Below are 13,403 nucleotides of genomic sequence, written 5' to 3' on the forward strand. Positions count from 1 at the left end.
CCAGTACTGTTAGTCACCGGGATATGCCCTGGGACACAACCGGCAGCTCGGCGGCCGACCGGTCGGCCGCCGAGCTGCCGTCGGTCAGGAACTCCAGCAGGGCGGTCAGCTGGCGGCGGTCGAACCGGGCCAGGCGCTCGCCGACGAACCGGGCCATCGGCGCGTAGAGCTCGGCGAGCTCGGCCATCCGGTCGGGCAGCGGCCGGACGACGAGCCGGCGGCGGTCGGCGGGATCCGGGGCGCGCTCGGCCAGGCGGTGCCGCGCCATCCGGTCGAGCAGCCGGGTGAAGGCGCCCGTGCTCATGCCGAGCAGCCGCGCGAGCTCGGACGGCGAATCGCTGACGCCGCCGTGGAGCAGGTGCAGGCAGTGCAGCTCGGTCGGGGTGACGCCCATCCGCTCGGCGACCGCCGCGTGGAACAGGGCGGTCGACCCGACGAAGCGGGGGAGGGCGAGGGCGGCGGCGGTGGCGAGTTCGCGCTGGTCGGGCAACGTCCATCCAAGGTCGGGTGACGACGCAGTCACTGCCCGGTGCAGTCACTGCTGCGCGAACGATAGCGAAGCCGGTTGACAAACCCGCAGGCGGGACCAACTATGAAAGAAGACTTTCGAAATGACTCTTTCAGATTGGACGACCGATGGCCGCGCTGCCGCCGCGCAAGCGGATCGAAGACGTCGAGCTGCTGCGCGCGCTGGCGCACCCCCTGCGGTCGGCGCTGCTGAACCACCTGACCTCGGTCGGCCCGCGCACCGCGAGCGAGTGCGCCGAGGCGGTCGGCTCGACCGCGTCCAACTGCAGCTGGCACCTGCGGCAGCTCGCCCAGTACGGCCTGGTCGAGCGGGCCGAGGCCGAGGACGGCCGCGAACGGCCGTGGCGCGCCCGGCAGGTCGGCCTGGAGCTGGGGGAGCTGGCCGAGGACCCGGCGCACCGGGCGGCGCAGCTGGGCGTGGTCGGCGCGCAGCTGACCCACGAACAGGAGCTGACCCAGCGTTACCTGGATTCCCTCGACGACCTCGACCCGGCCTGGCGCGCCGCGGCCGGGCTGACCACCTACGCGCTGCGCGTCACGCCGGCGGAGCTGACCCGGCTGGCCGAGGCGATCGATGCGCTGGTCCGGCCCTACGTCGGCGCCATCCGCACCGACGCCCCGGCCGGCGCGCGCCCGGTGCACGTCGGCCTGCGGGCGTTCCCGCGCATCGAGCACTCGGGGAAGGCGGAGGAATGAAACAGCTGCTGGGGGTGCCCGCGTTCACGCGGCTGTGGGTCGCCGCGTTCTTCGGCGAGACGGCCGAGTGGATGCTGCAGGTGGCGTTGCCGGTCTACGTCTTCCAGCGCACCGGCTCCGCCGCGACGACGGCCCTGAGCATCGTCCTCGGCCTGCTGCCCGCCGTGCTGCTGAGCCCGGTCGCCGGCGTCGTCGCCGACCGCTGGAACCGCCGTGCGGTGCTGTTCGGCGTGTGCTGCGGGCTCGCCGTCGTGGCCCTTCCGCTGCTGGCCGAGCCCGGCGTCGCGCTCGTGTACGCGGTGATGGCCGCCCAGGCGGCGTTGGCGTCGGTGTTCGAACCCGCGCGCAACGCGCTCGTGCCGGAACTCGTCGGCGTCGCGGAGGTCACCGCGGCGAACGGGCTGATGAGCGTCAACGGCAGTGTCGCCCGGCTGGCCGGCGGCTGGGCGGGCGGGGCGCTGCTGGGCTTCGGCGGGCTCGCCGACGTGATCACCGGCTACCTGGCCGTCCTCGTGGTCGCCGCGGCCCTGCTGGCCAAGCCGTTCCGCCGGGTCGCCGCGCCGGTGACGGCGTCCGCGCGCGAGCCGGTGGTGCGGGCCTGGCTCGACGGCCTGCGCGAGCTGACCCGCAACCGGCGGCTCCGGCGCACCGGGGCCGCGCTGGTGTGCACGTCGCTGGCGCAGGGGATGTTCCTGGTGCTGTTCGTGGTCTACGTCCTGGACGTGCTCGGCGGCAGCGAAGCCGACGCCGGCCTGCTGCGCGGGGTGCAGGCGCTCGGCGGGCTGGCCGCCGGGTTCGCCCTGGCCACCGTCGCGCGGCGGGTGGCGCCGGCCGCACTGCTCGGCTGGGGTTCGCTCGCGCTGGGCCTGGTGTCCGCGGTGATCTGGAACCTTTCGCCGGTCACGACGGCGTTGGGCGTGTACGTCGGGCTGTTCGTCGTGGTCGGGGCGCCCGGCGTGGCCGTCGGCGCCGGGGTGCTGTCGGAGATCCAGAGCGCGGTCGCGCCCGAACGGGCCGGGCGGGTGCTGAGCACGACGTTCGCCGTGGTCGCCACCTTCACCACCGCGGGCGCCCTGCTGGCCGGCACGCTCGTCGCGGCGACCGGGCCCGCCGTGCTGCTGGACGTCCAGGCGGCTGTCTACGTCCTCGGCGGCGCGCTGGTGCTGCTGCCGCGCCGGGGGTGGACCCGGCAGCCGGTGCGGCGGTACCGGGTGGCCTCGTCGGCGAAGCCGTAGCTCGCCACGGCCCGGGGGTCGTTCGAGGGGATACCGGCCCCGTCGGGAAGGGATCCGCAGGTTTCGCGTAGCTTCCCCGGCCGCGGTGGTTACGGTGGAGGGGTGCCGCACCTCTTCGCCACCAGCGACCTTCACGTGACCCACGAGGGCAACGGCCCGATCCTCGACTCGGTCGTGCCGGAAACCCCCGAAGACTGGCTGCTCGTCGCCGGCGACGTCGCCGAGCTGGCCGAAGCGACGATCGGGACGCTGAAAACCCTGCGCAGCCGGTTCGCGAAGGTCGTGTGGGTGCCGGGCAACCACGAGCTGTGGACGACGAAGAACGACGAGTGCCAGCTGCGCGGCCAGGCCCGGTACGAGTACCTCGTCGAACAGTGCCGCGAGATCGACGTGCTGACGCCCGAGGACGAGTTCCCGGTCTGGCGGTACGGTTCGCGGCCGCTGACGATCGCGCCGCTGTTCCTGCTCTACGACTACAGCTGGCGGACGCCGGAGGCGGAGGGCAAGTCCCTGGAGGAGGCCCTGCGCCAGGCCCGCGAGGCCGGCGTGGTCTGCACGGACGAGTACTTCCTGTACCCGGACCCGTACCCGAGCCGCCAGGCGTGGTGCGAGGACCGCCTGAAGCTCAGCACCGAACGCCTCGACGCGATCCCCGCGGACCACGGCACGATCCTGATGTCCCACTGGCCCCTGCACCGCCACCCGACGGCGCCGCTGTACTGGCCGGAGTTCGCGCTGTGGTGCGGCACGACGAAGACCGAGGACTGGCACGTCCGCTACCGCGCGGAGATCGCCGTGTACGGCCACCTGCACATCCCGCGCAGCACGGAGGCCGACGGCGTCCGGTTCGAGGAGGTCTCGCTGGGCTACCCGCGCGAATGGCGGAAGCGGGCGCGCGGCGCGGTGCCGATGCGCCGCATCCTGTGGCCCTCATGATCGCTCGCGCCGCCGCTCCCTGAGCGCGCGGACGCGGCCGCGGCTGGCGCAGGCGGGGGACGGGCACCACCGCCGTCGCCCGCCCGGGTCGGCGAAGACACCCCGGCAGTCCTGTTCCGGGCAGGCCCGCAGGTCGTGCCGCAGCGGCCCGGTGAGCCAGTCGGCGGCCTGGTGTGCCAGCCGGGCGAAGGCGGCCGCGGCAGTCGGCGGGGCACTCCGGTGCAGCCTCTCCAGCGCCGCCAGGTGCACCGGCTCCGGGGCGAGTGCCTGCATCAGGGCCCGGACCTGCTCCGCCGTCGGCGCGCGGGCGTCGACCGCGCCCAGCGCCAGCGGCCGCAGTGTCTCGCGGAGCTCGCGGGCCCGGTCGAGGTCGCTGTCCGTGACCGGGGCCAGCGGGGTCAGCTCGGCGGCGGCCAGCCACTCGCGCAGCCGGTCCACGGTCGGCAGCCGCTCGACCGGCTGGGCCCCGAAGTGGCGGCCGCGGGTGGCGAGCAGGTTCAACCAGGGGGCGCCCATGTCGAGGCGGAAGTCTTCGGACACCTCGCCATCGTAACGGTTGAGACGTTACACTCGGCCTCGTGACTGGGGAACCCAAGGTCCGCACGGTGCTGGGCGACATCGACCCGGCCGAACTCGGCGTGACGGACGCGCACGACCACCTCTTCTTCGCCTCGAAGCTGCTGCCCGGTCAGGAACTGGACGACCCGGAAGCCGCCATGGAGCAACTGCTCCACTTCAAGGCGGCGGGCGGCGCGGCCCTCGTCCAGTGGACGCCGCACGGCCTCGGCCGCCGGATGCCGGACCTCGCCCGGCTTTCGCGGGAGACGGGCGTGCACCTGGTGGGCGCCACCGGCCTGCACCGCGCCGAGCACTACGCGGGGGCCGCACTGAGCGGGGTCGTCGACGACCTGGCCGGCGTCTTCGTCGAGGACCTGACCGGGGACACCGCACCGCGCGCCGGGCTGATCAAGGTCGCCGGTGCCTTCCACACGATCGACGCGCACGCCCGGCTGACGATGACCGCCGCCGCGGTGGCCCACCAGGAGACCGGCGCGCCGATCGCCGTGCACCTCGAACTCGGCACGGCCGCGCTGGAGACGGTCGCCCTGCTCTGCGAAACGCTGGAGATTTCACCCGGCAAGGTGATTCTCGGGCACTTGAACCGGAACCCGGACCCGCCGTTGCAGCGGGAGATCGCCGAGACCGGCGTGTTCCTCGGCTTCGACGGCCCGTCACGGGCCAACCACGCCACCGACGGGCGGCTCTTCGACGGCCTCGAAGCGCTCGTCGAGGCCGGGCACGGCGGGCAGATCCTGCTCGGCGGCGACACGACGACCGCCGCCGCCCGGCACCAGCCGGGCGCGTCCTACCTGCTCACGACGCTGGCGCCCCGGCTGACCGAGCGGCTCGGCGGCGACGTCGTCACCGCGATGCTGGTGGCGAACCCCGCGCGGGCGTTCGCCACCAGCTGGCTCGGGTGACGGCTCAGCGCAGGCCGAAGCCTTCCTGCCCGCCGCCGCGGCCGCGCCGGCGCAGGTAGCGCTCGAACTCCGCGGCGATCTTGTCGCCGCTGACGTCCTGTTCCGCGACCTCGCTCTGGGCGTCCCCGCGCTCCTCGAGGCTGCGGACGTACTCGCTGATCTCCTCGTCCTCGTCGGCCATCTCGGTGACCGTGCGCTGCCACTCCTCGGCCTGCTCCGGCAGCGCGCCCAGCGGGATCTCGACGTCGAGGATGTCCTCCAGCTTGTGCAGCAGCGCCAGCGTCGCCTTCGGGGACGGCGGGTGCGACACGTAGTGCGGCACCGCGGCCCAGATCGAGACGGCCGGGATGCCCGCCTGCACGCAGTAGTCCTGCAGGATCCCGACGATGCCGGTCGGGCCCTGGTAGTTGTTCAGGTCGAGCCCGTAGAGCGAAGCGGTGTCCTTGTCGTACGCCGTCCCGGTGACCGGGACCGGCCGGGTGTGGGCGGTGTCGGCGAGCAGCGCACCCAGCGTCACCACGGTCGCGACGTCCAGCTGCTTGATGTGGTCCAGCAGCTCGGCGCAGAAGGCGCGCCAGCGCATGTTCGGCTCGGGGCCCTGCACGAGCACGACGTCCCGGTCGAACCCGTCCGGCCGGCACACCGACAGCGTCGTGGTCGGCCAGTCCACCCGGCGAGTGACGCCGTCCACCATCCGGACGGTCGGGCGGCTGACCTGGAAGTCGTAGTAGTCGTCGGGCTCCAGTTCGGCCAGCGGTGTGGCGTCCCAGTTCAGCTGCAGGTGCTCGACCGCCCGGCTGGCCGCGTCGCCGGCGTCGTTCCAGCCTTCGAAGGCGACGACCATCAGGGGCCGGGTGGGTTCGGGGCGGTCGCCGGGCGGCCGCGGGGTCTCGTCGACGGGCTCACTCACCGGACCAGCCTACGACCACCGGCCTTACGCTGTTCAGCATGTCCGACCGCCTGTCGTCACCGTTCCTGCTCGCCCTGCGGTCACGCGTCCTGGTGGCCGACGGGGCGATGGGCACCGCCCTGCAGGCCCACGACCTCAGCCTGGACGACTTCGCGGGTCTCGAAGGGTGCAACGAGATCCTCAACGTCACCCGGCCCGACGTGGTCCGCTCGGTGCACCGCGGGTACCTGGAGGCGGGCGCGGACGCCGTCGAGACCAACACTTTCGGGGCCAATTTCGCCAACTTCGCCGAGTACGACATCACCGAGCGGATCTTCGAGCTGGCCGAGGCCGGCGCGCGGCTGGCCCGCGAGGCCGCCGACGAGTTCGCGACGCCGGACCGGCCGCGGTTCGTGCTCGGTTCGGTCGGCCCGGGCACGAAACTCCCGACGCTCGGCCACGCGCCGTTCACCACGCTGCGTGACGCCTACCGCGAGGAGGTCCGCGGCCTCTTGGCCGGCGGCGCCGACGCGGTGATCGTCGAGACCACCCAGGACATCCTGCAGACCAAGGCGTCGATCATCGGCGCGAAGCGGGCGATGGCCGCCGAGGGCCGGCGCGTCCCGATCCTCGCTTCGATCACCGTCGAAACGACCGGCACCATGCTTCTGGGTACCGAGGTCGGCGCCGCGCTGGCCGCGCTGGAGCCGCTCGGCATCGACGTCATCGGGCTCAACTGCGCCACCGGCCCGGCCGAGATGAGCGAGCACCTGCGGCAGCTGGCCAAGCACGCCCGGGTGCCGCTGTCGGTGATGCCGAACGCCGGCCTGCCGGAGCTCGGCCCGGACGGCGCCGTCTACCCGCTCGGCCCGGAAGCCCTGGTCGAGGCCCTGACCGGGTTCGTCCGCGAGTTCGGCGTGGGTCTGGTCGGCGGCTGCTGCGGCACCACCGACGAGCACATCCGGCAGCTCGCCGCGGCCGTGGCGGACACCCCGCCGGTGGCCCGGCGGCCGCGGCCCGAACCCGGCGTGTCGTCGCTCTACCAGGCCGTGCCGTTCAGGCAGGACGCCAGCGTGCTGATGATCGGCGAGCGGACCAACGCCAACGGCTCGAAGGCGTTCCGCACCGCGATGCTCGAAGGCCGCTGGGACGACTGTGTCGAGATCGCCCGCGAGCAGACCCGCGACGGCGCCCACCTGCTCGACCTGTGCGTCGACTACGTCGGCCGCGACGGCACCGCGGACATGGCCGAGCTGGCCGGGCGCCTGGCCACCGCCTCGACGCTGCCGATCATGCTCGACTCCACCGAGGTCCCGGTGCTCCGCGCGGGCCTGCAGCGCCTCGGCGGCCGCTGCGCGGTCAACTCCGTCAACTACGAGGACGGCGACGGCCCGGAATCCCGCTTCACCCAGGTCATGGACCTGGTCAGCGAGTACGGCGCCGCCGTCGTCGCGCTGACCATCGACGAAGAAGGCCAGGCGCGGACCGCGCGGAAGAAGGCCGACATCGCGACCCGGCTCATCGAGGACATCACCGGCAAGTGGGGGCTGCGCACCTCCGACGTCATCGTCGACGCGCTGACCTTCACCATCGCCACCGGCCAGGAGGAGTCCCGCCGCGACGGCGTCGAGACGATCGAGGCCATCCGCGAGATCAAACGCCGGCACCCCGAGGTGCAGACCACCCTCGGCCTGTCGAACATCTCCTTCGGCCTCAACCCGGCCGCGCGGCAGGTGCTCAACTCGGTGTTCCTGCACGAGTGCGTCCAGGCCGGGCTCGACACGGCGATCGTGCACGCGTCGAAGATCCTGCCGATGGCGCGGATCCCGGACGACCGGCGCGCGGTCGCCCTGGACCTCGTGTACGACCGCCGCCGCGAAGGCTACGACCCGCTGCAGGAGCTGATGGCCCTGTTCGAGGGCGTCAGCGCGGCGTCGTCGAAGGCGTCGCGGGCCGAGGAACTGGCCGCGTTGCCGCTGTTCGAGCGCCTCGAACGCCGGATCGTCGACGGCGAACGCAACGGCCTCACCGGCGACCTCGACGCGGCCCTGGAGCAGCGGCCCGCGTTGCAGATCATCAACGACACGCTGCTGTCCGGCATGAAGACCGTCGGCGAGCTGTTCGGCTCCGGGCAGATGCAGCTGCCGTTCGTGCTGCAGTCCGCCGAGGTGATGAAGGCGGCCGTCGCCCACCTCGAACCGCACATGGAGAAGGGTGACGACGCGGGCAAGGGCCGGATCGTGCTGGCCACCGTGCGCGGCGACGTCCACGACATCGGCAAGAACCTCGTCGACATCATCCTGTCCAACAACGGCTACGAGGTGGTCAACCTCGGCATCAAGCAGCCGATCACGACCATCCTCGACGCGGCCGACGAGCACGGCGCCGACGCGATCGGCATGTCCGGGCTGCTGGTCAAGTCCACGGTGATCATGAAGGAGAACCTCCAGGAGATGAACTCCCGGGGCGTTTCCGCGCGCTGGCCGGTGCTGCTCGGCGGCGCCGCGCTCACCCGGTCCTACGTGGAGAACGACCTCACCGAGCTGTACCTCGGCGACGTCCGCTACGCGCGGGACGCGTTCGAGGGCCTGCGGCTGATGGACGCGATCATGGCGGCCAAGCGGGGGGAATCGCCGCTGGTGGACGCCGACGCGGAGCAGAAGCGCCAGGAGCGTAAGGAACGCCGCGAACGCTCGCTGCGGATCGCCGAGGCGCGGAAAGCCCGTGCCGAGACGGCGGCCCCCGAAGGACCGCCGCCCGCGCGCTCGGACGTCGCCACCGACGTCCCGCTGCCGGTCCCGCCGTTCTGGGGTTCGCGGGTGGTCAAGGGCGTCGCGCTCGCCGACTACGCCGCCATGCTCGACGAGCGCGCGACCTTCATGGGGCAGTGGGGCCTCAAGGGCGCCCGCGGCGGCACCGGGCCGACGTACGGCGAACTCGTCGAATCCGAAGGCCGGCCGCGGCTGCGGTACTGGCTCGACCGGCTGACCGCCGACGGCGTCCTGGCCCACGCGGCCGTCGTCTACGGCTACTTCCCGTGCGTCGCCGAGGGCGACGACCTCGTCGTGCTCACCGAACCCGAACCGGACGCGCCGGAGCGGGTGCGCTTCACCTTCCCACGGCAGCGCCGCGACCGGCGGCTGTGCCTGGCCGACTTCTACCGGCCGCGCGACTCCGGGGAAGTCGACGTGGTGCCCTTCACCGTCGTCACCATGGGCCAGCCGATCGCCGACTACGCGAACGAGCTGTTCGCCGCCGACGCCTACCGCGACTACCTCGAGGTGCACGGCCTCGGCGTCCAGCTCACCGAGGCGCTGGCCGAGTACTGGCACTGCCGCATCCGGGGCGAGCTGACCTTCCCCGGCGGTGTGGCGGTCGCCTCAGAGGACCCCGACGACGTCGAGGACTTCTTCAAGCTCGGCTACCGTGGAGCCCGGTTCTCCCTGGGCTATGGCGCCTGTCCCGACCTCGAAGACCGGGCGAAGATCGTCGCCCTCCTCGAACCGGGCCGGATCGGCGTCAAGCTGTCCGAGGAGTACCAGCTGCACCCCGAGCAGTCGACCGACGCGATCGTCTGCCACCACCCGGAAGCCAAGTACTTCAACACCTGAGGAGAATCCACTGTGGACGGTATCGGCGCCGTGTTGTGGGACATGGACGGCACCCTCGTCGATTCCGAGAAGCTGTGGGACGTCGCTCTCTACGAGACCGCGGAATGGCTGGGCGGCAAGCTTTCCGAGGATCAGCGGATGACGCTCGTCGGGTCCAACATGGACGACACCTCGGCGTACCTCCTCGAAGTGGTCGGCCTGCCGGTCAATCCCGAGGCGGTCGCTTCGACGGGGGAGGAGATCCGCCGCCGCACGGCCGGGTTGTTCGACGACGAGCTGCCGTGGCGCCCCGGCGCCCGCGAGGCGTTGACGGCGGTGCGGGAAGCGGGTCTGCGCTCGGCGCTGGTCACCTCCACCGAACGCGTCCTGACCGAACTCGCGCTGAACACGATCGGCCGGGACTTCTTCGACGTCACCGTGTGCGGCGACGAGGTCGAAGGTCTGAACAAGCCGCACCCGCGCCCGTACCTCAAGGCGGCGGAGCTGCTGGGTGTTGCGCCGGAGCGGTGCGTGGCGGTCGAGGATTCGCCGCCGGGCACGGCGTCCGCGGTCGCGGCGGGCTGCACGGTGCTGGTCATCCCCAACGACGTCGAGGTCGCGGCGGGGGAGCGGCGGGTGTTCCGCGATTCGCTGGCAGGCATCGACGTGCCGGCGCTGGCGGCCCTGCTCGGCTGACCACGACCATGTCGCTTTTCCGCTAGCCCGGGCCGCCGCCGTCCGCGATGCTGGCGTGGTGCATGAGGACTTCGAGCGGTGCGTACGGGTCGTGCAGGCGAAGGACGCCCGGTTCGACGGGTGGTTCTACTGCGCGGTCCTGACGACCCGGATCTACTGCCGGCCCAGCTGCCCGGTCGTGCCGCCCAAGCGGCAGAATATGAGCTTCTACCCGAGCGCCGCGGCCGCCCAGCAGGCCGGGTTCCGCGCGTGCAAGCGCTGCCGTCCCGACGCCAGCCCGGGCTCGCCGCTGTGGAACGAGCGCGCGGACCTCGTCGCGCGGGCGATGCGGCTGATCGCCGACGGCGTCGTCGACACCGAAGGCGTCCGCGGCCTCGCCGCCCGGCTCGGCTACAGCGTCCGGCAGGTCGAGCGCCAGGTCTTCGCCGAACTCGGCGCGGGTCCGCTGGCCCTGGCCCGTGCCCAGCGCGCGCAGACCGCGCGCACCCTCATCGAGACGACCACGCTGCCGATGACCGAGCTGGCCCTGGCCGCCGGGTTCGGCAGCATCCGGACGTTCAACGACACCGTCCGCGAGGTGTTCGCCCTTTCGCCAACCGAACTTCGGCAGCGCGCGAAGGGCCGGCCCACCGCGGCGGCCGGCGCGCTCGTCCTGCGGCTGCCCTACCGGAAGCCGCTGTGCCCGGACAACCTCTTCGGCCACCTCGTCGCGACCGGCGTGCCGGGTGTGGAGGAGTGGCGGGACGGCGCCTACCGCCGGACGCTGCGGCTGCCGCACGGCCACGGCGTCGTCGCGCTGCGCCCCGGAGACCCCGCTGCCGGGTACATCGCCTGCCGGCTCACCCTGGCCGACCTCCGGGACCTGCCCGCCGCGACCAGCCGCTGCCGCCGCCTGCTGGACCTCGACGCCGACCCGGTCGCCGTCGACGACCAGCTCGCCACCGACCCGCTGCTCGCCCCGCTCGTCGCGGCCGCACCGGGCCGCCGGGTCCCGCGCACGGTCGACGGCGCCGAGTTCGCCGTCCGGGCCGTGCTGGGCCAGCAGGTCTCGACGGCGGCGGCGCGGACCCACGCCGCCCGGCTCGTCGTCGCGCACGGTGAGCCGGTCGACGACCCCGAAGGCGGTCTGACCCACCTGTTCCCGTCACCGGACGCGCTGGCTTCGCTGGATCCCGAGACCCTGGCCATGCCCCGCACCTGCCGTCGCACACTGCTGACGCTGGTCTCGGCGTTGACCGACGGCCTCGACCTCGGCGCGGGCAGCGACTGGGAGGCGACCCGCGCGGCCCTGACCGCGTTGCCCGGCTTCGGGCCGTGGACGGTCGAGAGCATCGCGATGCGCGCGCTGGGTGACCCGGACGCGTTCCTCCCCACCGACCTCGGCATCAAGTACGCGGCGGAGACCCTCGGCCTCGGCGGCCAGGCGGCCGTCGTCGCCCGCTCCGCCGCGTGGCGCCCTTGGCGCGCCTACGCCACCCAGCACCTGTGGGCCACCGGAGACCACGCGATCAACCGGATGCCCGCGGCATGAACCCGACAGGAGAAGGACCCATGCGCACCCACGCCGTCGTCGACAGCCCGTGCGGCCCGTTGACGCTGGTCGCCGAGGGCGGCGCGCTGCGCGGCCTCTACATGGTCGACCAGCGCCACCGCCCGGACGAGCTGACCTTCGGCACCCACGACCCCGGCGCGGCCCTTTTCGACCGCGTCGAAACCGAGCTGAAGGAGTACTTCGCCGGGCAGCGCCAGGACTTCGAGGTGCCGCTGGCCTTCGCCGGGACGCCGTTCCAGCAGCTGGTCTGGGCCGAGCTGCGGAAGATCCCGTACGGCACGACGATCTCCTACGGGCAGCTGGCCGACCGGCTCGGCAAGCCCGCGGCGTCGCGGGCGGTGGGCCTGGCCAACGGGAAGAACCCGATCGGCATCATCGTCCCGTGCCACCGGGTGGTCGGCTCGACCGGCTCGCTCACCGGCTACGGCGGCGGCCTCGAGCGCAAGCGATACCTGCTCGACTTCGAGCAGGGCGCGCTCTTCTGATTCCCATCCTGTGGGAGCCGGGTCCACGGGCGTGTGAGATGGGCGGCATCCGCGGCGGGGCGGGGCGGCGGTTCCGGGCCGGGGATGGAAGGATTCCGGACCGTGAAGACCTTCGATGAGCTGTTCGCGGAGCTTGCCGAGCGCGCGCGTACCCGTCCGGACGGGTCCGGCACCGTCGCCGCCCTCGACGCCGGGGTGCACGCCCAGGGCAAGAAGGTGCTCGAGGAAGCCGGTGAGGTGTGGATCGCCGCCGAGCACGAGTCCGACGAGCGCCTCGCCGAGGAGATCTCCCAGCTGCTGTACCGGGTGCAGGTGCTGATGCTCGGCCGCGGGCTGTCGACCGAGGACGTCTACCGCTACCTGTGACGGGTGGTCCACCGCTGAACGAGGAGAGAAGCGAAATGCTGCGTGTTGCCGTGCCGAACAAGGGAGCCCTCGCCGCCGCGGCGACGGAGATGCTCGGCGAGGCGGGCTACCGCAAGCGGCATGAGCAGCGCGACCTGACCGTGCTCGACCACGTCAACGAGGTCGAGTTCTTCTTCCTGCGGCCCAAGGACATCGCGATCTACGTCGGCTCCGGCGAGCTCGACCTCGGCATCACCGGACGCGACCTCGCGCTCGACTCCGGCGCCCCGGTCGAGGAGATCCAGGCCCTCGGTTTCGGCGGTTCGACGTTCCGCTACGCCGCCCCGGCCGGCCGGGACTGGAAGCCGGCGGACCTGCACGGCAAGCGGCTGGCGACGTCGTACCCGCGGCTGGTCCGCGACGACCTCGCCCGCCACGGCGTCGAGGCCGAGGTGATCCGGCTCGACGGCGCGGTGGAGATCTCGATCCAGCTCGGCGTGGCGGACGCGATCGCGGACGTCGTCGAGTCGGGCCGGTCGCTGCGGCAGAACAACCTGGTGGCCTTCGGCGACCCGATCTGCGTGTCGGAAGCCGTGCTGCTGCAGCGCCGGGGCACCGAGGAGAGCAAGGCGAAGAGCCAGCTGGCCGCGCGCCTGCGCGGGGTCGTGTTCGCGCAGCAGTACATGATGCTGGACTACGACTGCCCGCGTTCCCTGGTGGAGCGCGCGATCGCGATCACGCCGGGCCTGGAGTCGCCGACGGTCGCGCCGCTGGCCGACGAGGACTGGGTGGCCGTGCGCGCGATGGTGTCGCGCAAGAAGGTCAACCTCATCATGGACGAGCTGGCCGAAGTCGGCGCGAAGGCGATCCTGGCGTCCGACATCCGCTCCTGCCGCCTCTGACCCACCGGGCTAGTCGTGAGTGAGAAACAGTGTTAGAACAAAGTTTGTGACACAAGACAATCTGCGGC

General features: G+C 72.6%; 13 protein-coding genes. 10 read left to right on the top strand and 3 right to left on the bottom strand.

Annotated features, from left to right (window positions below; genetic code table 11):
* Positions 1-13: 13 nt before the first annotated feature.
* The gene (locus ABZW17_RS42130; protein ID WP_354827142.1) at positions 14-490 is read right to left on the bottom strand and encodes a MarR family transcriptional regulator; all 477 of its coding nucleotides are present in this window, start codon (positions 488-490) and stop codon (positions 14-16) included.
* Positions 491-636: 146 nt separating this feature from the next.
* On the opposite strand from ABZW17_RS42130, the gene ABZW17_RS42135 reads away from it, so the two are divergent.
* From ABZW17_RS42135 to ABZW17_RS42145, 3 genes are all read left to right on the top strand, one after another.
* Positions 637-1,224 (top strand): helix-turn-helix domain-containing protein, encoded by a 588-nt coding sequence (locus ABZW17_RS42135; RefSeq protein ID WP_354827145.1) that lies wholly within the window; start codon positions 637-639, stop codon positions 1,222-1,224.
* Positions 1,221-2,459, top strand: a complete 1,239-nt coding sequence (locus ABZW17_RS42140; protein ID WP_354827148.1) for an MFS transporter — start codon at positions 1,221-1,223, stop codon at positions 2,457-2,459. Before ABZW17_RS42135 ends, ABZW17_RS42140 begins: the two co-directional genes overlap by 4 nt.
* A gap of 102 nt (positions 2,460-2,561) precedes the next feature.
* A complete protein-coding gene (locus ABZW17_RS42145; protein WP_354827150.1) occupies positions 2,562-3,395 on the top strand; it encodes a metallophosphoesterase in 834 nt (277 codons plus the stop codon).
* On the opposite strand, the gene ABZW17_RS42150 is transcribed toward ABZW17_RS42145, so the two are convergent.
* Positions 3,390-3,935, bottom strand: a complete 546-nt coding sequence (locus tag ABZW17_RS42150) for a CGNR zinc finger domain-containing protein (protein ID WP_354827152.1) — start codon at positions 3,933-3,935, stop codon at positions 3,390-3,392. The two genes, ABZW17_RS42145 and ABZW17_RS42150, sit on opposite strands and share 6 nt — an antisense overlap.
* Positions 3,936-3,973: 38 nt before the next feature.
* Here ABZW17_RS42150 and ABZW17_RS42155 point away from each other — a divergent pair, with 38 nt between their 5' ends.
* Positions 3,974-4,876: a phosphotriesterase gene (locus ABZW17_RS42155; protein ID WP_354827155.1), complete on the top strand. Its 903-nt coding sequence runs from the start codon at positions 3,974-3,976 to the stop codon at positions 4,874-4,876.
* 4 nt (positions 4,877-4,880) lie between these two features.
* On the opposite strand, the gene ABZW17_RS42160 is transcribed toward ABZW17_RS42155, so the two are convergent.
* Entirely contained in the window at positions 4,881-5,786 is a 906-nt protein-coding gene (locus ABZW17_RS42160; protein WP_354827157.1) for a PAC2 family protein, read from the bottom strand.
* A gap of 38 nt (positions 5,787-5,824) precedes the next feature.
* On the opposite strand from ABZW17_RS42160, the gene metH reads away from it, so the two are divergent.
* From metH to hisG, 6 genes are all read left to right on the top strand, one after another.
* A complete protein-coding gene (metH, locus tag ABZW17_RS42165; protein ID WP_354827160.1) occupies positions 5,825-9,376 on the top strand; it encodes a methionine synthase in 3,552 nt (1,183 codons plus the stop codon).
* Between the two features lie 12 nt (positions 9,377-9,388).
* Positions 9,389-10,051: an HAD family hydrolase gene (locus ABZW17_RS42170; RefSeq protein ID WP_354827163.1), complete on the top strand. Its 663-nt coding sequence runs from the start codon at positions 9,389-9,391 to the stop codon at positions 10,049-10,051.
* A 58-nt stretch (positions 10,052-10,109) separates the two neighbouring features.
* A complete protein-coding gene (locus tag ABZW17_RS42175) occupies positions 10,110-11,582 on the top strand; it encodes an AlkA N-terminal domain-containing protein (protein WP_354827165.1) in 1,473 nt (490 codons plus the stop codon).
* Between the two features lie 20 nt (positions 11,583-11,602).
* Positions 11,603-12,088, top strand: coding sequence for a methylated-DNA--[protein]-cysteine S-methyltransferase (locus ABZW17_RS42180; RefSeq protein ID WP_354827168.1), 486 nt, complete (start codon positions 11,603-11,605; stop codon positions 12,086-12,088).
* Between the two features lie 102 nt (positions 12,089-12,190).
* Positions 12,191-12,454, top strand: a complete 264-nt coding sequence (locus ABZW17_RS42185) for a phosphoribosyl-ATP diphosphatase (RefSeq protein WP_043784093.1) — start codon at positions 12,191-12,193, stop codon at positions 12,452-12,454.
* Between the two features lie 35 nt (positions 12,455-12,489).
* Positions 12,490-13,335 carry an ATP phosphoribosyltransferase gene (gene hisG / locus ABZW17_RS42190; RefSeq protein ID WP_354827171.1) on the top strand — a complete coding sequence of 282 codons (846 nt, stop codon included), beginning with the start codon at positions 12,490-12,492 and terminating at the stop codon, positions 13,333-13,335.
* Positions 13,336-13,403 lie beyond the last annotated feature (68 nt).

It is taken from the genome of Amycolatopsis sp. NPDC004625, assembly GCF_040609695.1.
Taxonomy (GTDB): Bacteria; Actinomycetota; Actinomycetes; order Mycobacteriales; family Pseudonocardiaceae; genus Amycolatopsis.

What these genes read in the sequence shown, in the direction of transcription:
- ABZW17_RS42140 (WP_354827148.1), top strand. Translation starts at nt 1,221, where the DNA reads ATGAAACAGCTGCTGGGGGTGCCCGCGTTCACGCGGCTGTGGGTCGCC.
- ABZW17_RS42135 (WP_354827145.1), top strand. Translation starts at nt 637, where the DNA reads ATGGCCGCGCTGCCGCCGCGCAAGCGGATCGAAGACGTCGAGCTGCTG.
- ABZW17_RS42180 (WP_354827168.1), top strand. Translation starts at nt 11,603, where the DNA reads ATGCGCACCCACGCCGTCGTCGACAGCCCGTGCGGCCCGTTGACGCTG.
- metH (WP_354827160.1), top strand. Translation starts at nt 5,825, where the DNA reads ATGTCCGACCGCCTGTCGTCACCGTTCCTGCTCGCCCTGCGGTCACGC.
- hisG (WP_354827171.1), top strand. Translation starts at nt 12,490, where the DNA reads ATGCTGCGTGTTGCCGTGCCGAACAAGGGAGCCCTCGCCGCCGCGGCG.